The sequence below is a fragment of the Xylophilus sp. GOD-11R genome (assembly GCF_033546935.1).
Classification (GTDB): domain Bacteria; phylum Pseudomonadota; class Gammaproteobacteria; order Burkholderiales; family Burkholderiaceae_C; genus Xylophilus.
Genome location: NZ_CP137854.1, coordinates 2,399,127 through 2,417,416, shown reverse-complemented (window position 1 = coordinate 2,417,416; position 18,290 = coordinate 2,399,127). Strand labels below are relative to the sequence as shown.

Sequence of the window (18,290 nt, the reverse complement as noted above, 5' to 3'; positions counted from 1 at the left end):
TAAGCAACCTTGAACTTTTACGCCACTGGGGTGACGGCAGTCCATGCATTACCGTTGACAGTTTTTTTGAAAGCGACGGCGACTTCCACCTTGATCCGATCTGCAGACCAGCTATTTAGGAAATATTGACGGGAAACCCTTATTATTTGATTTCGGCAAGAAAGCGTTAGGATTTTTAAGATCAACAACCTCTAATTTTGCTTTATAAGCCCTTTACGCGCTGGATTCCGAAGCCGTTCCAATAATAATGCGCGTCGTGCTGCCGACAGTGCAGTGTCCACCAAAAACAAGTCCATTTGATTTTATTTCAGTGTTTAGCCGCTAAAGTGATATTTAGACTGAGGTTTTGCGGCGGCAGCAGAGCTCATGTCAATCACGTTCATGGCATTAACACTTTTGGGCTGTATTTAAAAAACAGTCTCCGCTTTCCATTCTCGTGGGAATGTCAGAACAGGAGAAAAATCGACTTTCCAAAGCTCAATGCTCGATGGAATTCCGTTGCGAAGGAACAAAGTCGCAAAAATTGGCACATTGTCCGAGTCATTGGCCACCAACGTTGGAGCAACTTTCTTTGTCTCAAAAAAAACGTTTTTTGGAAGATTTTTAAAATGAATTTCAAAACTCCCCATGTCGCCATCATCTAGTTTTTCAGTCAATAAATCATTTCTTGAAAGATAACCTAAGATTTCCGGCGCTTTGCATTCATGGCGAAATGCATTCAATAGAATTTTCTGATCGATATTTGGTGCGTCCATTAATTCCTCGGCGTAATGCGGCCAACATTAATTTCCCCATTTCGAAGAAAGCCTGTGAAGTCGAAAGTTCGTCCGCCAGCGGCTATGGTTCCATTGTAGGGGCCTTCTGATAGAATAGGCCCAAGCGCATTAAGGTTTTTGTTGATTGCGGTCTTAATGTCGGATCGTGCGACTCCAGTTTCGTCAGAGTGCCTGAAAGCATGGCTCTCTTGGTTTTCATTGCGTCCAAATCGAATTTGTGGGTTCGCCATGCCAGGTATGCGGCCTACACTAATCGTGTGCTCATCCGATATGGCAAACTGGGGCAGCACAACTTGTTGGGACTGCGCCATTTCTCTTGCGATCGCTGATCCTGCCGGTTGAGAGAGCAAGATTCGCTGCGCAGCCATATATTCCTCGGCGCTTATACGGGCAAATTCAGGTCGTATTTCCCCCGCAGCATCGAAGTAGTCTCCTAAAACCAGCATACTGGCCAGATATAGTTTTTCTGCTGAAATTCCGGAATTGGATGCTTCTTTTTCGGCCATGATTTTTATGTCGGCAGATTTCACTATATGAAGTTGCCGATTATTCAAATCTTCGTTAAAAGCACCTGCAACGCCGAACTCGCTTCCCAGCGCAGCCCCTATACCTACGGCAAGTGCACCGCCTACGGCCTGCCTGATTCCCTCGGGAAGAATTGTGGTTGCTCGATCAATTGCCGCCGCCGCCGCTGCCGCACCGCCGGCACCCAAAGCGCCTTGCACGCCGCCGGTCAGGCCCCCGAGCACCGTATGCGCCGCCACGCGGTAGCTCCCACCCTCGGCCCACTTGGCCGCCTCGGTGGGATCGCTCTCCTTCAGTTCGCGGTACTTCGCATCCGCGTAGTCGCCGATCGCCTTGGCTGCCTGCTGGCCGAAGGTGGCGGTGATCTGGACCTGGGCGGCTACTTCCTTCTGGACCTTCTGCGCATCGAATTTTTTCTCGATGCCCTGGGCGTCGTCGTCGGTGCGCACCGAGGTGTCGCCGGCGATGCCGCTGACGCCGCTGGTGGTGGTGCTTGCCGCATGGCCACTGGTGCGCCCGATGCCCGCGGCCGCACCGTTGACGCCGCCGGCGGCGTTGGGCGTGGCGCCCTGGGCGCTGCCGTCGCTGGGTTTGCCGCCGCCGCCGCTGCTGTAGCCGCCCGAGAAGCTGAAGCCGCTGGCGTGCCAGTCTTCGCGGTTCTCGATGTCGCGGGTGGTGAGGTTCGTCGTCTCGAAGGTGTTCCTGCCGGCCTGCACCGCCCCCTCGGTGCTGGCGATGGCGCCGCCGGTAAGGCTCGTGTCGCCCTGCACCTTTACCTGGAAGCCGCCGTCTCCGGCCTGGAAGCCGCTGCGCTCGGCGACGCTGGCGTAGTCGGCATCGACCCGGCTCTGGCCGACCGATAGGCTGCCGCCGGAGCGGCCGTAGCCCAGGCTCACCGAGCCGCCGAGGCTCTGTTGGCGGCTGTCGAACTTCGCCGTGTCCTGCCGGCTCTCGATGACAAGGTTGCCGCCGATGTCGGCTCTCACCTGAGCGGCCTGGACGACGCCGCCGGCCAGCGTGGTGTCGCCGCCGCTCTGGATGCTGAGCTGTCGGCCACCGGTCACATGGCTGTTGACCTGGCGGGTCTCGCTGCCGTCGGCGCGGCCTCGGGCCCCCGAGGCGCTGGCGTTGAACATCAGGCCGTCTGTGCCGAAGCTCACGCCTACGCTGGCCGCGCTGCTGCTGTTTTTGCTGTGCTGCTCGTTCGTGTCCTGGGCGGAGACGATGTCGATGCGGTGGTCGGCCTCCAGGGTCACGTCCTGGCGGGCGGTCACCTCGCTGCCCTGGATGAGGAGGTCGCTGTCCTGGCCGCCGCCCGTGGCGCGGATGGTGACGTTGCGGGCCTGGACGGTGCTGGCGCGGGCGCTGTCGGATGTCGTGGTCGTGGTGGAGCTGCTGCGGCTGGCGCCGACGCTGAGCGCGAGGTTGACGCCGCCTCCGCCACTCGATGCAGCGTCCTGCAGGCCACCGACCGCCGTGGCCCCGCTCATGGCGGTGCTGGCCGCGCCGAGCAGCTTCATGCGGGCGCTGCCGGTGTCGCCGGTGGCCTCGGCACTGGCGACCGCGCTCTGCGCGGCGGCGATGACCGGGCTGGTGACGGCCAGCGTCAGGCCGCTCTGGCGGGCGTGCTGCTCGGTGGTGCTGCGCTCGGTCTCGCGGGCTTCGGTGATCCTGACGTTGCGCGCGGTGACGGCGATGTCGCCCTCGGGGGCGAGCACGTCGCTGCCGGTCTGGGTGTAGGTGCCGCCAGCCGTCAGCGTGACATCGCCGGCGATGGCGCCGACGGTGCTGGCGGCCGCGCTCGTGGCCGCGCGGGTCTGCTCGCCGCCGATGGCCTGGCTGCCCAGGGTGACGCCGAAGCCGCCGCTGCCCATGAGGCCGGATCGTTTGGTCTCGGCGGCGGTGGCCGAGCGCTCCTGTTCCCGTGCCGCTTCGATGGTCAGACCCCGGCCGGCGGTGATCGCCACGCCCTCGTCGCCGATGACGGTCGATCCCCTCACCAGCGTATCGCGGCCCGACGTAATGGTGACCGTCTTGCCGCCGAGGTCCGAGCCGATGGCCGTGTCGCGCTCGCGTTGTTCGCGGGAGGCTTGGCTGTAGGAGGACAGAAGGCCGGAGCTCCGGGCGTAGCGCGCGTCGTCACTGGCGGTCGTGGCGCGGCCTTCCGATATCCGTACGTCGCGCGTGGCGGTGACGGCGAGGTCGCCCCGGGCGTCGACGGTGGCAGCGCGGGTGATGAGGTCCTGGCCCGCGCTCAGGGCGGTGTCGCCGCCCGAGCGGATCAGGCTGCCGACCTCTCGGGTGGCCGCCTGGCGCAGGTAGTTGCGCTCGTCGGCGGTGAGGTCGGAGCGCTCGGCGGTGGTGAGGGTCGTCAGGTTGAGGTCGCGGCCTGCCTCCACGCGCACCTCGCCCTGGCTGTCGAGGACGCCGGCGACGAGAGTCACATCGCGGCCGGCGCTGGCGACCAGGGTTCCACCCTTGCCGTCCTTGCCGGTGACGTAGAGCCCGGCGACGCGGTCGACCTGGGTGAGGCTGCTCGTGGATCGACCCGAGGTGGCCGAGGCGGTGCGGGTAGTCGACTCGACTGTCAGGTCGCGGCCGGCGCTGGCAGAGAGATTTGTCTCGGCCTCGATGCGCCCGCCCGTGACGCGCAGGTCTTCTTCGGCTCGCACCGTGGCGTCGGCACCGGCGATGCGCCCGAGGTTGTCGACGTTGCGGGCCGTGAGCGTGACCACCTCGCGCCCGGCGATGGTGCCGGTGTTGCGGGCGTCTTCGGTCAGGCGGATATCCACCTGCCGACCGGCGAGCAGCGCGCCGTCTGGCGCGAGGTCGCCCGCGCGGGTGCGCACGTAGACCTGCGGCACCAGGGCGGTGGTGGTGCTGCCGTCGGGCAGGCTCACCTCGCGCTCGACGAGCCAGACGATATCGCTGGTGAGCTGGGCCATCTGCTGCGCCGACAGGGCCACGCCCGGCACCAGCTGCCATTGCGTGGCGAAGGTGGCGGCCGCGTCCAGCAGGCCCTGGTATTGCGCCTGGTCGCTGGCGTAGCCGGCCAGGCGCGGGCGGCCGGTGAGCTGGGCGACTTGCTCGCGCACCAGGCGCTGCTCGTAGAAGCCGTCGCCCAGGCGCTTGTCGATGCTGGCCGGGCGCAGGCCCAGGGCTTCGAGCAGGTAGTCGCTGGAGAGCCAGCGGCGCTGGTCGGTAAAGCGCGGGTCGGTCTCGATCAGGTAGCCGGTGGCAGGCGATGGGCTGGGGCGGAACAGGCCGCTGGTGGGGACGGTCCAGCCGGTGGAGCTGGTGTCGATCGACAGGACCTGCTGGCCGGGCTCGCCGGTGGACAAGACCGTGTGGCGCGCGCCGGGCTGTACGCCGCTGCCAACAGGGCGGGTGTCGCCCAGCGCCTGCGCGCTGCCGAGCGTGGTGGTGACGTTCTCGACGACACCCACGTAGTCGCCCGCGCCGTAGCGGCCCTCGCGCACCCGGTAGGGGTCGTATTCGACGTGGTCGCGGCGGAAGTCGCCGTAGCCGGTGACGACGCGCTCGCCCGGGGTCTCCTGGTTGACGAGGGTCCTGCCGTCGAGGGCCAACTGGCCGCCGGCGAGGATCTGGCTGTCGGTGTTGAAGACATGGCCCGCGTCGATGCGGAGGTCACCGCCCGCGAGGATGCGGCCCGGGGTGCCAGGGTTGTCGACGACGGTCTGCTCGGTCTCGGTGCGCTTGACGCGGATGCGATCGTAGTCGCGGTAGGCGCGCGAGATGAGGTCCTGGTTGTAGGCGGTGAGCCGCTGGCGCAGCTCGTCGTGCTGGCCGACGGGGACCTCGAAGAGCGCCCAGACGGAGCTGTCCTCGGGGTAGAAGTAGCGCTCGAAGAAGGTGGTCTGCTGGGGGCCGGCCTCGGTGTCGGCGGTGACGATGCGGCTCTCTTCGAGCGTGTAGGGCACGCGCGAGTACTTCTCGAAGGGGTAGCGGGCGCTGGGGGCGACGTATTCGAGACGCTCCAGGCTGGTAGCGCCGTTGTCGAAGCGGTCGGCCGCGCACCGGTTGCAGCGGCCGAGCTCGCTCTCCAGGTAGCGCACGCCGCCGAGGACGATGTATTCGACTTCGCTGGCTTCGGTGAGTTGTTCGGTGCGGTGCTCGGTGCGGGTGGTAAGGCCGGGGTTGGTGTTGCGGACTGCGGACGCCGCGATGAAGGCGCCGCCGAGGGACTCGATGGTGGCGGCGGTGTTGTCCAGGCTGGCTGCGCTGCCGGTGGCGTGGCCGCTGGCATCGAGCGCGCCGCCGATGGCCAGGGCGTCGTCCGCGCTGCCGGCGCTGAGGATCAGCGCGCCCTGGCGGTTGACGATATGGCCGGCGCCAATGTCCAGGCGCTGGCGGGCGGCGATGACCGGGGTGTCGGTCTTGCCGGCGATGGTCTCGGCGTCGTTGGTGAGGGTGTCAGCGCCAAGGGCGACGTGGTCGCCGTAGATCCGGCCGGTGCCGAGGTTGGAGACGGTGGCAGCGTCCAGGCGGGTGGCGGTGCCGTCGATCAGGCCGCGGTTGATGATCTGATCGCTGGCCTGCAGGTGCGTGTTGCTCGCGGTGATGTCGCCGGCAGCGGTGTTGTCGATGGTCTGGGCGACGATCCGCAGGCTGTCGGTGGCGCTGACCTCGGCCTGGTTGGTGAAGCGGCCTGCGGCGGTGATGCGGGCGTTGCCGCCGGCAGCGAGGGTGCCGGTGTTGGTGAAGTCGGCGGCCAGATCGAGGTCGAGGTCGCCGCCTGCGAGGACGCTGCCGGCCTGCAGGTCGGACGCCTGGATGCGGGTGTGGCGGCCCGATTGCAGGGTGCCGGTGGCGCTGGTGATGACCGGCGCCAGGGAGCCTGGGTTGGTCGCGCCCAGGCTCAGATCGCGGCCGGCGACGAGGCGGCCGTCGGTGTTGTCGATGCGCTGGCCACCGGCGATGGTCAGGTCGCCGTTGGCTGCGACCCGGCCGGCGGTGTTGTCGAGCGCCGTGGTGGTCATCGCCACATCACCCAGGGCCTTGATCGCGCCGGTCCCGTTATGGATTGCTGCAGCGGCGAGTGACAGGTTCGACTCGCTCTGGATGACGCCCGAGCCGATGTTGGTGATGTCACCGGTGACCGTGGCCGACAGCGGACCGCCGGAGCCGACGTAGCCGGCCGTGTTGTCGAGAGCGCCGGACGCGATGGCGAGGGCGCCGCCGGCCACGATGCCGCCAGCGTGGCTGGCGTGGCCGGCCGCGTCGGTGTTGTCGATGGCCTGGCCGTGGGTGTCGAGCGCCAGGGCGCCGCCTGCCTGGATCAGGCCCTGGTGGTTGTCCAGGATGCCGCTGGAGACGCTCGCCGTGCCCTCGCTGGCGAAGGTGCCGCCCCGGTTGTCGAGGGTGCCGGTGGTGAGCCCAACGTCCTGCCGACCGGTGATCGCGCCCGCGCGGTTGTCGAGTGCGCCGCCCAGCGTGTCGAGGCTCAAGACGCCCTGGCTCGACGCGATGTGCCCGCCCTGGTTGTCGATGCTGGTGGAGGCGATGCGCAAATCGCCCGCAGCGACGATGGTGGATGCCCGGTTGTTGAGGCCCCGTGCGGCGTCGAGGCCCAGCGTGCCGGCCGCGCCGATGGTGGTGCCTTCGGTGTTGGTGATGCCGCCGGCCGAGGTGACGGCGGCGTTGGCCTCGCTGCGGATGAGCGCCTGCGCGCCGGTGTTCTGCACGTCCTGCGCGGTGCGGATCGCCAAGTCGCCCCGGGCCTGGATCGTTCCTCGGTTCTCCAGCCGACCGTCGGCGGTCATCACGAACTCGCCGGCTGCCGACAAGGTGCCGTCGTTGCGCACGCCCAGACCGGCCTCGGTGCCGATCAACCAGATCTTGTGGGCGTACATGCCGCCGATGGCGGCGACGTCCAGGGCGAAGCGCGGGCGGTCGGCCGGCGTGCCGGTCGCTGCCGTGACGGTGCTGGCATCGGCCGAGGCGTCGTGGGCGCCGGCGGCGACGGTGAGGTGCTGCGCCCACAGGCCGGCGTTCAGGGCGATGGCGCGGGCCAGGATGGCGCCGTGGTCGGCCGCGCCCAGGTCGAGCCCGGCGCCCTCGATGGTGACGCTGCCCTGGCGTACCCGGAACGATTCGAGGTTGCCGCCCTCGAAGACCGGCACGCCGGTGGTGAGCGTGACGCGGCTGGCGTTGATGAAGCCGGCGCCGTCCACCGCGATGCCGGCGGGGTTGGCGATGACGACTTCGGCCCGGGGGCCGGCGACCTCGATGTGACCGCGCAGCCGGCTCGGGTCGCTGGAATTGACTTCGTTGAGGATGACCCGCGCGCTGCCCGCGGCCATCCACGGATTGCCCTGGACCCAGCCGCCGAGCTGGGTCTGGGTGTTGCCCCGGCTGTTGTTGAGGATGGCGCCCGGCCGCGCAACGTCGAACTGGCGGTAGGTGTTGCGGCTGACGCCGGCCGCCGAGGGCGTCTGGATGTCGACCAGCGGGACCCCGTTGGGCGCCTGCAGCACCGTGGGGCGCTGGGTGCCGGGGGCGGTGGGGTCGGCGGCGATCTGGGCCTGGACGGCGGCGGCGCAGAGCACCAGCCCGATCACCACAGACCCGGCGCGACGGTCGCCCGAGGCCGCCTTGCCGCTGCCCGCCGCACTCTCCTGCACGGCCATGAGGGCGCCCCGGGCGCGGTTGAAGACGAGGCGATGCGACTGGCGGTTCATGGCGGTGCAGCTGGCGAGAAAGCCGCGCACCTTAGTCAGCCAGGGATACCTTCGGATTGAGTCTTGCTCACCATGCTCGTGAGTGGGGCCGATCGGACGGAATATGGCCGTATGCAGGCACCATCGAACGTGTTATTGCCCCCGCCCTCCTCCGTCAGGCAGCAAAGTTTGCGGCATGCGCGTGCCCTCCGATTCGGCGTCGTATCGGAGGGCACGATGTCATTGGCGATGACCTCGCCGAAAGGCCCGCTCAGGCGGGCCTGGCCTGGCGTCCGCTCCGACGCCGCGCAGGCGGCTTCGTTGGTCACGCGCTACCTGCGCCACCTGGCGCAGATAGGCGTGGCTCACGCTGCGGGCGCCGCACAAGGTGCCGAGGTACTCCAGCCGGGCTGCGCCGACTACGGGAAGCTGGTGGTCTGAGCACTGCATCCCCCACGGCAAAGCCCGCGCAAGCGGGCTTTTTCGTTGGGGCCTGGCCGGCTCCGGCGATCCGGCAAAGGGCCGCCTTCATGAAGCCAACTCATATCACTTAGTAACGATTGCTTCTTCCGGCATCTCGGTGTTTACCCTAAAGTGGCGGGTTGTCTGTCCGCCCGGACACCTGTCACAGGCGCGCGGCATGATCCATGCGATCACTCCGACCCATCGCTCCAGCCGTAACCCATGCGTCGAAAATTCACCGCCGGAGCCGCCATGACGGCTCCCGACCGAGCCCGGCCTTCAACAGGCGGCCATGGCGTTCGGCTTGGCGGCGCGGTTCGCCTTGAGCATGGCGGGACTGAAGCGCAAGGTGTCGAGCACCGCCTGCGCGATGCGGTCGGCATCCTTGGGCAAGGCCAGGGCGCTCGGGTCGAACAGCCATTCCCGCAAGATGCCGCCGATGGTGGCGTGCAGCAGCGCGGCACCGCGTTCGATGTCGAGCCGCTCTGGCAGCTGGCCCTTGAGCACCGCCGCCCGCAGGCCGCGTGCCAGCCGCGCACGGGCGCTGTCGCCGACCACCCGGTTGCGCTCCTGCAGCCAGCCGGCCTGTCCAGGATCGCGGTGCGTCACCAGAATCTTGATCACCCGCTGCGTGCGCGGATCGGTCGCGACGTCGCGCAGGCAAGTGGCGAGCGCGCCCTGCAGCGTGAGCAGCGGGTCTTCGGCCTTGGCGTCGGCTGCGCTTTCGATGAGCGTGTCCATGGGCGACTTCACCCGTGCCACCGTCGCCTGGAACACCGCCGCCTTGTTGTCGAAATGCCCGTAGATGGCGCCGCGTGTCACGCCGGCCGCGGTGGCGATGTCTTCCAGGGTCGCCGCGGCGAAGCCTTTTTCCAGAAACACCAGCTCGGCGCTATCGAGCACGCGGTCCCGGGTTTCGAGCGCCTCTTCACGGGTACGTCGCATGCCCTGTCTCCTTCTGTTCCGAATGTGAGCAGAATTATCCGATAATAGATACATTCATGTTTGTATCTTTAGTGGGGTCCGCTCGCGTGAGCGTCACCCGGTTCTTCACCAATTGAGGTCGTCAATGCTCCTTGCAAGGTTTCCAACCCGTCATTCCGGCACCGCCGTCGCCGCCATGCTGCTGATGGCCCTGGCCGGATGCGAGAAGCAAGCCGCCGCGCCGCCGCCGCAGCCCACGGAGGTCGGCGTGATCACCGTGGCCACCAGCTCGGTGCCGGTGTTCAGCAATCTGCCCGGCCGCACCAGCGCCTACCAGGTCGCGCAGGTCCGTGCCCGGGTCGACGGCATCGTGCTCAGCCGCGACTTCACCGAGGGCTCCAACGTCAAGGCCGGCCAGCGCCTCTACAAGATCGATCCGCAGCCCTACATCGCCACGCTCAACGCCGCCAAGGCGACGCTGGCACGCGCCCAGGCCAACCTGGTGGCGCAGAACGCCCAGGTCGACCGTTACAAGGTGCTGGTGGCCGGCAACGCGGTCAGCAAGCAGAACTACGACAACGCCCTGGCCACCCAGGGCCAGGCCGCCGCCGACGTGGCGTCGGGCCAGGCCGCCGTGCGCACCGCCGAAATCAACCTCGGCTACACCGATGTGAAGTCGCCGATCAGCGGCCGCATCGGCCTGTCGGAAGTCACGCCCGGCGCCTACGTGCAGGCCAGCGGCGCCACGCTGTTGGCCACGGTGCAGCAGCTCGACCCGATGTACGTGGACCTGACGCAGTCCAGCGTCGACGGCCTGCAGCTGCGCACCGACATGCAGGAAGGCCGGCTGCAGACCACCGGCGCCAACGCCGCCAAGGTTCAGCTGACGCTGGAAAACGGCCGCGAATACGCCGACACCGGCAAGCTGCAGTTCTCCGACGTGAGCGTGGACCAGGGCACCGGCTCGGTCACCGTGCGGGCGGTGTTCCCCAACAGGAACAACGTGCTGCTGCCCGGCATGTTCGTGCGTGCCCGCCTGGAGCAAGGCGTGAACAACCAGGCCATGCTGATCCCGCAGGTCGGCGTGACGCACGACCAGAGCGGACGTCCGGTGGCGCTGGTGATCGGCGCCGAGGACAAGGTCGAGCAGAGGGTGATCACCACCACCGGCACCCGCGGCGCCGACTGGATCGTGACCGGAGGCCTCAAGGTCGGCGATCGCGTCATCGTGCAAGGCACCGAGAAGGCCCGCCCGGGCACCAAGGTCAAGGCGGTCGAGGCCAAGCTGCCCGAACCGGCCAAGGCGAGCGACCCCAACTCCCCGGCCGCCGGTGCCGCCACCCCGAAGACGGGCTCCTAGGCCTCACCCCGACAGAACCGAGAGCCCCTGATTCATGGCAAATTTCTTTATCGACCGGCCCATCTTCGCGTGGGTGCTGGCCATCATCCTGATGCTGGCGGGCGTGGGTGCGATCTTCACCCTGCCCATCGCCCAATACCCGACGATCGCGCCGCCCGCGGTGCAGATCCGGGCCGTCTACTCCGGCGCTTCGGCGAGCACGGTGGAAAACACCGTCACCCAGGTCATCGAGCAGCAGATGAACGGGCTGGACAACTTTCTCTACATGGCGTCGACGAGCGATGACTCCGGCACCGCCATCGTCACCATCACCTTCGCGCCGGGCACCAACCCCGACATCGCGCAGGTACAGGTGCAGAACAAGCTGCAGTTGGCCACGCCGCTGCTGCCCACCACGGTGCAGCAGGCCGGCATCTCCGTCACCAAGTCCAGCAGCAGCTTCCTGCTGGTGATGGCCTTCGTGTCCGAAGACGGCAACATGGACCGCTACGAGCTGGCCAACTACCTGTCGTCGAAGGTACAGGACCCGATCGGCCGCATCAGCGGCGTGGGCACGGTGACCGTGTTCGGCTCGCAGTTCGCGATGCGTGTGTGGCTCGACGCCGCCAAGCTCAACAACTACAAGCTCAACGCCACCGATGTCACCGCCGCCATCACCGCGCAGAACGTGCAGATCGCCGGCGGCTCGCTCGGCGGCACGCCGCCGGTGCCCGGCCAGATGCTGCAGGCCACCATCACCGAGGCCACGCTGCTGCGCACGCCCGAGGAGTTCGGCAACATCCTGCTGAAGGTCAATCCGGACGGCTCGCAGGTCCGCATCAAGGACGTGGCCACCGTCAAGCTGGGCGGCGAAAACTACAACTTCATCACCCAGTACAACGGCAAGCCGGCCGCCGCCATCGGCATCCAGCTGGCCACCGGCGCCAACGCGCTCAACGTGGCCGAGGCGGTGCGCAAGCGGGTCTCCGAGCTGCAGCCCTTCTTCCCCTCGGGCATGACGGTGAAGTACCCCTACGACACCACACCCTTCGTCACCCAGTCGATCGAGGAGGTGGTCCACACCCTCATCGAAGGCGTGGTGCTGGTGTTCCTGGTGATGTATCTGTTCTTGCAGAACTTCCGCGCGACGCTGATCCCGACCATCGCGGTGCCGGTGGTGCTGCTGGGCACCTTCGCCGCCATGGCGGCGGCGGGCTTCTCGATCAACACGCTGTCGATGTTCGGCCTGGTGCTGGCCATCGGGCTGCTGGTCGACGATGCCATCGTGGTGGTGGAAAACGTCGAGCGGGTGATGGCCGAAGAGGGCCTGAGTCCGCGCGAGGCGACCCGCAAGGCCATGGGCCAGATCACCGGCGCGCTGGTCGGCGTGGCCCTGGTGCTGTCGGCGGTTTTCGTGCCGGTGGCCTTCTCCGGCGGCTCGGTCGGCGCCATCTACCGGCAGTTCTCGTTGACCATCGTGGTGGCCATGATCCTGTCGGTGCTCACCGCGCTGATCCTCACACCCGCACTGTGCGTGACCCTGCTCAAGCCGATCGACAAGGACCACGTCAAGAAGACCGGTTTCTTCGGCTGGTTCAACCGTACCTTCGACCGCAGCCAGGCCAAATACCACAGCGGCGTGGAAGGCGTGATCAAGAAGTCCGGCCGCTGGCTGCTGCTCTACGCGCTGCTGATCGGTGTGGTGGCCTTCATGTTCGTGAAGCTGCCCAAGTCCTTCCTGCCGGAAGAAGACCAGGGCTCGATGTTCGTGATCGTGCAGGCGCCCGCCGGCGCCACGCAGGAGCGCACGGCCAAGGTGTTGAAGGACGTCAGCACCTACCTGCGCGAAGACGAAAAAGGCATGGTCGAGTCGACCTTCGAGATCAACGGCTTCAGCTTCGCCGGCCGCGGGCAGAACTCCGGCCTGATCTTCGTGCGACTGAAGGACTACGACACCCGCGATGGCGCCGACGCGACGCTGCCGCAGCTGGTCAAGCGCCTCAACGGGCGATTCGGCAGCTACAAGGACGCGGTGGTGATCGGCGTGAATCCGCCGTCCATCCCCGAACTCGGCACCGCCTCCGGCTTCGACCTGCAGCTGCAGGACCGCGCCGGCCTTGGCCACGAGGCGCTGCTCAAGGCGCGTGACCAGCTGGTGCGCGAAGCCAACGCGGACCCGTCGCTGTCGCAGGTGCGACCCAACGGCCTGAACGACACGCCGAAGTTCAAGGTCAACATCGACCGCGAAAAAGCGGCCGCGCTGGGCCTCACCGCCCAGGGCATCGACCAGGCCTTCGCGGTGGCCTGGGGCTCCTCTTACGTCAACAACTTCCTGGACACCGACAACCGCATCAAGCGCGTCTATGTGCAGGGCGACGCCAAGTACCGCATGAACCCGGAAAACCTGAACGACTGGCACCTGCGCAACAGCGCGGGCGACATGGTGCCGTTCAGTGCCTTCGGCAGCGGCAACTGGATCTACGGCTCGCCCAAGCTCGAGCGCTACAACGGCGTGGCTTCCTACCAGATCCAGGGCAGCGCCGCGGCCGGCAAATCCACCGGCCAAGCCATGTCGGCCATGGAAGCGCTGATCGCCAAGCTGCCCGAAGGCATCAGCTACGAATGGACCGGCCTGTCCTTCCAGGAACGCCAGTCCGGCTCGCAGGCGCCGATCCTCTACGCCATCTCGATCCTGGTGGTGTTCCTGTGCCTGGCCGCGCTGTACGAGAGCTGGTCCATCCCGATCTCCGTGATCATGGTGGTGCCGCTCGGCGTGCTGGGCGCGCTGGCCGCCGCCTCGATGCGCGGGCTGTCCAATGACGTGTTCTTCCAGGTCGGCCTGCTGACCACGGTGGGGCTGTCGGCCAAGAACGCGATCCTGATCGTGGAATTCGCCCGCGAACTCGAAGCCCAGGGCATGGGCGTGGTCGAGGCCGCCATCGAAGCCGCACGCCAGCGTCTGCGACCGATCCTGATGACCTCGCTGGCCTTCATCCTGGGCGTGCTGCCCCTGGCCATCAGCAGCGGCGCGGGCTCGGGCAGCCAGCACGCCATCGGCACCGGCGTGATCGGCGGCATGCTTACCGCGACCTTCCTGGCGATCTTCATGATCCCGATGTTCTTCGTGGTCATCAGCAAGCTGACCGGCTCCACCAAGCCCAAGGAGCATCCGAAGGACGACGACACCCCGGGGCACGGCACGCCGCAACCGGCAGGAGCCCACTGAGATGCAAGCCAAGCGAAACCTCACCCTCACCGCCGTGGCACTGGCCGCGACGCTGCTGGCCGGCTGCAGCCTGCAGCCGGTCTATGAGCGTCCCGCCGCGCCCGTGACCCCGGCCTTCCCTTCCGGCTCGGTCTACGACCGCCAGCCCGGCGCGTCCGACCCCGAAGGCCAGGCGCGCACCGCCGACGGCCGCGCCGCCACCGACATCGGCTGGCGCGACTTCTTCGTCGATCCGCGCCTGCAGGCCATCGTCGGCCTGGCGCTGCAGAACAACCGCGACCTGCAGGTCTCGATGCTCAACGTCGAGGCCGCGCGTGCCCAGTACCAGATCACCCGCGCCTCGCTGTTCCCGGCGATCGACGCGGCCGCCAGCGGCACCCGCACCCGCACGCCGAGCAACCTGTCGGCCACCGGCCGCAACTACATCACCACTTATTCGGTCGGTGCCTCGGTCTCCTGGGAGATCGACTTCTTCGGTCGCATCCGCAGCCTCAAGGACCAGGCGCTGGCGCAGTACCTGTCGCTCGCCGAAACCCGCAAGGCCGCCGAGATCGCGCTGGTGTCGCAGGTGGCGGTGCAGTACCTCACCATGCTGGGCGACGACGACCAGCTCACCGTCACCCGCAACACGCTCAAGACCGCGCAGGAATCGTTGCGCATCACCCAGTTGAGCTTCGACAACGGCGTGGGCACCGAGCTGGACCTGCAGCAGTCCAAGGGCATCGTCGAGCAGGCCTCGGCCAGCCTCGAAGCCTACGAACGCGCCCGGGCGCAGGACGAGAACGCGCTGGTGCTGCTGGTCGGCCAGCCGCTGCCGGCCGACCTGCCCGCCGGCCTTTCGCTGAGCGCCCAACAGCTGCTCACCGACATCCCCGCCGGGCTGCCGTCCGATCTGCTGCAGCGCCGCCCCGACATCGCCGCGGCCGAGCAGGCGCTCCGCGCGGCCAACGCCAACATCGGCGCGGCGCGCGCGGCGTTCTTCCCGAACGTCTCGCTCACCGGCGATTTCGGCACGCTCTCGCCCAACACCAGCGGGTTGTTCCAGGGTGCGCAGCGGTCGTGGAGCTTCACGCCGCAGATCGCGTTGCCGATCTTCCGGGCGGGTGCGCTGTCGGCCAACCTCGACTTGACCGAAGTGCAGAAGCGCATCGAGATCGCCGACTACGAACGCGCCATCCAGTCGGCCTTCCGCGAGGTATCCGACGGCCTGGCCGCGCGCGGCACCTACGACCGGCAGATCCAGTCGCTGCAGCGCTTCGAGCAGAGCCAGCGGCGACGCCTGGAGCTGTCGGACCTGCGCTACCGCAACGGCGTGGACGACTACCTCTTCGTGCTGCAGGCGCAGACCGACCTGTTCACCGCTCAGCAGAGCCTGGTGTCGGCCCGGCTCGCCCGCGCCGCCAACCTGGTCACCCTCTACCGCGTGCTGGGTGGCGGCTGGCTGGAGCGTTCGGGCGATGCGCCGCGCGACGCCACGGTCGGCATGGCGCCGTCTAGCGACACCCCGCTGCGCTGAGGCCGGCGAGGCGGGTCCGGCCAGCGCAGGCCGGACCCGCTTTTTCTTTGCGCTTCATTTCGGCCCCAGGCGCTGCACCACCAGGTCGTGCAGGGTCTGCGCGGCCACCGACAGGCTGCCTTCCGCGCGCCGCACCAGATATACCGCCCGGCTGAAATTGGGAATGTCCAGCGGCCGGGTCACCAGCGCAGGCCGCTGGAACTGGTAGAGCGTCAGCTCCGGCACGATGCTGATGCCCACCCCGGCCTCGACCATGCCGGTGACCGTGGCGAGCTGCTCCACCTCCAGCACCGTGTTCATCGTCAGGGGATGCAGCCCGGCTTCCAGCGCCTGCCGCACGCTGCTGTTGCGGGTCATGTGCACGAAGGGATGGCCAGCGATGCGGGCCAGTGTCGGCCTGGGGCCGCGCGCCAGCGGGTGGTCGGCGCGGCACACGAGATAGAAGCGATCGGCGTGCAGCAGGTGCAGATGCAGCCCGGCGGATTCGGCCGCGCGCCCGCTCGCCGACGCCAGCGCGAAGTCGGCCTGGCCGCCGCGCACCAGGTCCATGCAGGCGTCGGACAGGCGGTCCGACAGGGCCAGCTCCACGCCCGGCCAGGCCTCGCGGAACTCGGCGAACACCGCCGGCAGCCAGCCGGCCGCCAACGACGGCAGCGCCGCCACATGGACCCGGCCGCGCCGGCGCTCCACCTGGTCGTCGAGGTCCTGCAGGGCGTCGGCCACGTCCACCAGCAGGCGCCGCGCCGACGGCTCGAACAGCCGGCCCTCCGGCGTGAGCTGCACGCTGCGGGTACTGCGGTCGAACAGCCGGGTGCCGAGCGACGACTCCAGCGCGCGGATCAGGGCGCTGAACGCCGGCTGCGACAGATGGCAGGCGTCGGCCGCGCGGGTGAAGTTGCGGCGGTCGGCCAGCGCGAGAAAGGCACGCAGCTGCCGGGTGGAGAGGTCGGGCATGGGGCTTTTCATTGATCCGCTTCTCCGATGAATTGATCCGTTATTTCGATTTTACGGATCAACCCTGCCTGCCTACAGTGCGAGACAAACGACGAGACAAGCGAGACCGACGATGTCCCTTTCCCCCACACCGGCGCTGCTGGTGGGCTGCGCCGCCGGCTTTTCGGGCGACCGCACCGATGCGGCCGGCCCGGTGGTCGACACCCTCATCGCCCGACTGGCGGCAGGCCCTGCCGGGCAGCGCGCCTTTCTCATCTTCGAGACCCTGGCCGAGCGCACGCTCGCCCTGGCCCAACTGCGCCGCCGCGCCGACCCCGACGCCGGCTACGAACCCCTGCTCGACGCGATGCTGCGACCGGTGCTGGCGCGCTGCCTGCATCACCGCATCCGCATCGTCGGCAACTTCGGCGCCGCCCATCCGCAGGCCGCCGCCCGCCTGGTGCTGCGCATGGCACGCGAGCTCGGATTGCCCGCTCCGAAAGTGGCGGTGGTGTCGGGCGACGACCTGCGCGGCACACCCGCCATGGACGCATTGCGTGCCGAACTCGGCGACAGGCTCGATGCCGCCTCGGTCGTCAGCGCCAACGCCTACATCGGGGCCGAGCCAATCGCCGCTGCGCTGGACGCGGGCGCCGACGTGGTGGTCTGCGGCCGGGTCGCCGACCCCTCGCTCACCGTCGGCCCGGCGATGTCGCACTTTGGCTGGTCGGCCGATGACTGGCAGCGCCTGGGCCGCGCCACCATGGCCGGTCATCTGCTCGAATGCGGCACGCAGGTGACCGGCGGCTACTTCGCCGACCCCGGCTACAAGGACGTTCCCGGCCTGGCCACGCTGGGTTTTCCCATCGCCGAGATCGACGCCGACGGCCGCTGCACCATCGGCAAGGCCGACGCCACCGGCGGCTACGTCACCGAGGCCACGGTGAAGGAGCAACTGCTCTACGAGGTGCACGACCCCGCCGGCTACCTGACGCCGGATGTCCGCGCCGACATCTCCCAGGCCACTGTCATCGAAGCGGGCACCGACCGGGTGTCGCTCGACGGCGTCAACGGCCACGAACGCCCGACGCACTACAAGGTCAACGTCTGCCACGAAGGCGGCTGGCTGGCCGAAGGCGAAATCTCCTATGCCGGCCCGCGCGCCGAAGCCCGCGCCCGGCTGGCGGCCGAGGTGCTGCGCCAGCGCCTGCCCGCCCTCGCCTTGCGCGCCGACCTGATCGGCGTCAGCAGCATCTTCGGAGACGACGGCGGCGCCTTGCTGTCGGCCACGCCCGCCGGCAACGCCCGCGACGTGCGGCTGCGCGTCGCGGCCACCCATGCCGACCGCGCCGAGGCCGAACGCCTGGGCCGCGAAGTCACCGCGCTCTACACCTGCGGCCCGGCCGGCGGCGGCGGCGTGCGCACCTCCCTCACCGCGCGGCTCAACACGGTGTCGTGCCTGCTGGCCCGCGACGCCGTGCGGACCGGCTTCGCCTTCATCGACCAGGAGGCCGCATGATCACCTTGCAGACCGTGCCGCTCTACCGCCTGGCCCACGGCCGCACCGGCGACAAGGGCGATCGCTCCAACATCAGCGTCATTGCCTGGCATGCAGACTTTTGGCCGCTGCTGGTGGAGCAAGTCACCCCCGAGGCCGTGGCGGCGCAGTTCGAGCACCGCAGCCCCAGCGAGGTCAAACGCTATCTGCTGCCCGGCCTGCAGGCCATGAATTTTGTGCTCGACGGCGTGCTCGACGGCGGCGTGAACGACGCGCTCAATCTCGACACGCATGGCAAGGCGCTGTCCTTCCTGCTGCTCGAGCTGCCGGTGCGGGTGCCCGATGCGTTGCTGCACCGCCTGGCCGGGCCGCCAGGCTAGAACCGATCCCTTTCAAGAAAACAAACAGGAG

10 protein-coding genes are annotated in these 18,290 nt (G+C 67.9%); 6 read left to right on the top strand and 4 right to left on the bottom strand.

Annotated features, from left to right (window positions below; translation table 11 throughout):
* Positions 1-407: 407 nt before the first annotated feature.
* Positions 408-755, bottom strand: a complete 348-nt coding sequence (locus R9X41_RS11375) for a DUF6984 family protein (protein WP_318634979.1) — start codon at positions 753-755, stop codon at positions 408-410.
* Positions 755-8,002 (bottom strand): hemagglutinin repeat-containing protein, encoded by a 7,248-nt coding sequence (locus R9X41_RS11370; RefSeq protein WP_318634978.1) that lies wholly within the window; start codon positions 8,000-8,002, stop codon positions 755-757. Before R9X41_RS11370 ends, R9X41_RS11375 begins: the two co-directional genes overlap by 1 nt.
* Before the next feature lie 63 nt (positions 8,003-8,065).
* On the opposite strand from R9X41_RS11370, the gene R9X41_RS11365 reads away from it, so the two are divergent.
* Positions 8,066-8,422 (top strand): hypothetical protein, encoded by a 357-nt coding sequence (locus tag R9X41_RS11365; RefSeq protein ID WP_318634977.1) that lies wholly within the window; start codon positions 8,066-8,068, stop codon positions 8,420-8,422.
* Positions 8,423-8,722: 300 nt separating this feature from the next.
* Here R9X41_RS11365 and R9X41_RS11360 read toward each other — a convergent pair whose 3' ends face one another.
* Positions 8,723-9,388, bottom strand: coding sequence for a TetR family transcriptional regulator (locus tag R9X41_RS11360; protein WP_318634976.1), 666 nt, complete (start codon positions 9,386-9,388; stop codon positions 8,723-8,725).
* Between the two features lie 124 nt (positions 9,389-9,512).
* On the opposite strand from R9X41_RS11360, the gene R9X41_RS11355 reads away from it, so the two are divergent.
* Genes R9X41_RS11355 through R9X41_RS11345 form a run of 3 tightly spaced genes read left to right on the top strand, consistent with a single transcriptional unit; the run spans position 9,513 to position 15,448 of the window.
* Entirely contained in the window at positions 9,513-10,727 is a 1,215-nt protein-coding gene (locus R9X41_RS11355) for an efflux RND transporter periplasmic adaptor subunit (RefSeq protein ID WP_412556684.1), read from the top strand.
* A gap of 34 nt (positions 10,728-10,761) precedes the next feature.
* A complete protein-coding gene (locus R9X41_RS11350; protein WP_318634974.1) occupies positions 10,762-13,932 on the top strand; it encodes an efflux RND transporter permease subunit in 3,171 nt (1,056 codons plus the stop codon).
* 1 nt (position 13,933) lies between these two features.
* Positions 13,934-15,448, top strand: coding sequence for an efflux transporter outer membrane subunit (locus tag R9X41_RS11345; protein WP_318634973.1), 1,515 nt, complete (start codon positions 13,934-13,936; stop codon positions 15,446-15,448).
* A 54-nt stretch (positions 15,449-15,502) separates the two neighbouring features.
* On the opposite strand, the gene R9X41_RS11340 is transcribed toward R9X41_RS11345, so the two are convergent.
* Positions 15,503-16,402 (bottom strand): LysR family transcriptional regulator, encoded by a 900-nt coding sequence (locus R9X41_RS11340; protein ID WP_318634972.1) that lies wholly within the window; start codon positions 16,400-16,402, stop codon positions 15,503-15,505.
* A 112-nt stretch (positions 16,403-16,514) separates the two neighbouring features.
* Between R9X41_RS11340 and R9X41_RS11335 the strand changes: the two genes are divergently transcribed.
* Together R9X41_RS11335 and R9X41_RS11330 are read left to right on the top strand one after the other, a co-directional pair.
* On the top strand, positions 16,515-17,900 hold the full coding sequence (locus R9X41_RS11335; RefSeq protein WP_318634971.1) for an acyclic terpene utilization AtuA family protein: 1,386 nt from the start codon (positions 16,515-16,517) through the stop codon (positions 17,898-17,900).
* Positions 17,897-18,259 (top strand): AtuA-related protein, encoded by a 363-nt coding sequence (locus tag R9X41_RS11330; RefSeq protein WP_318634970.1) that lies wholly within the window; start codon positions 17,897-17,899, stop codon positions 18,257-18,259. The genes R9X41_RS11335 and R9X41_RS11330 overlap by 4 nt, the downstream gene beginning before the upstream one ends.
* Positions 18,260-18,290 lie beyond the last annotated feature (31 nt).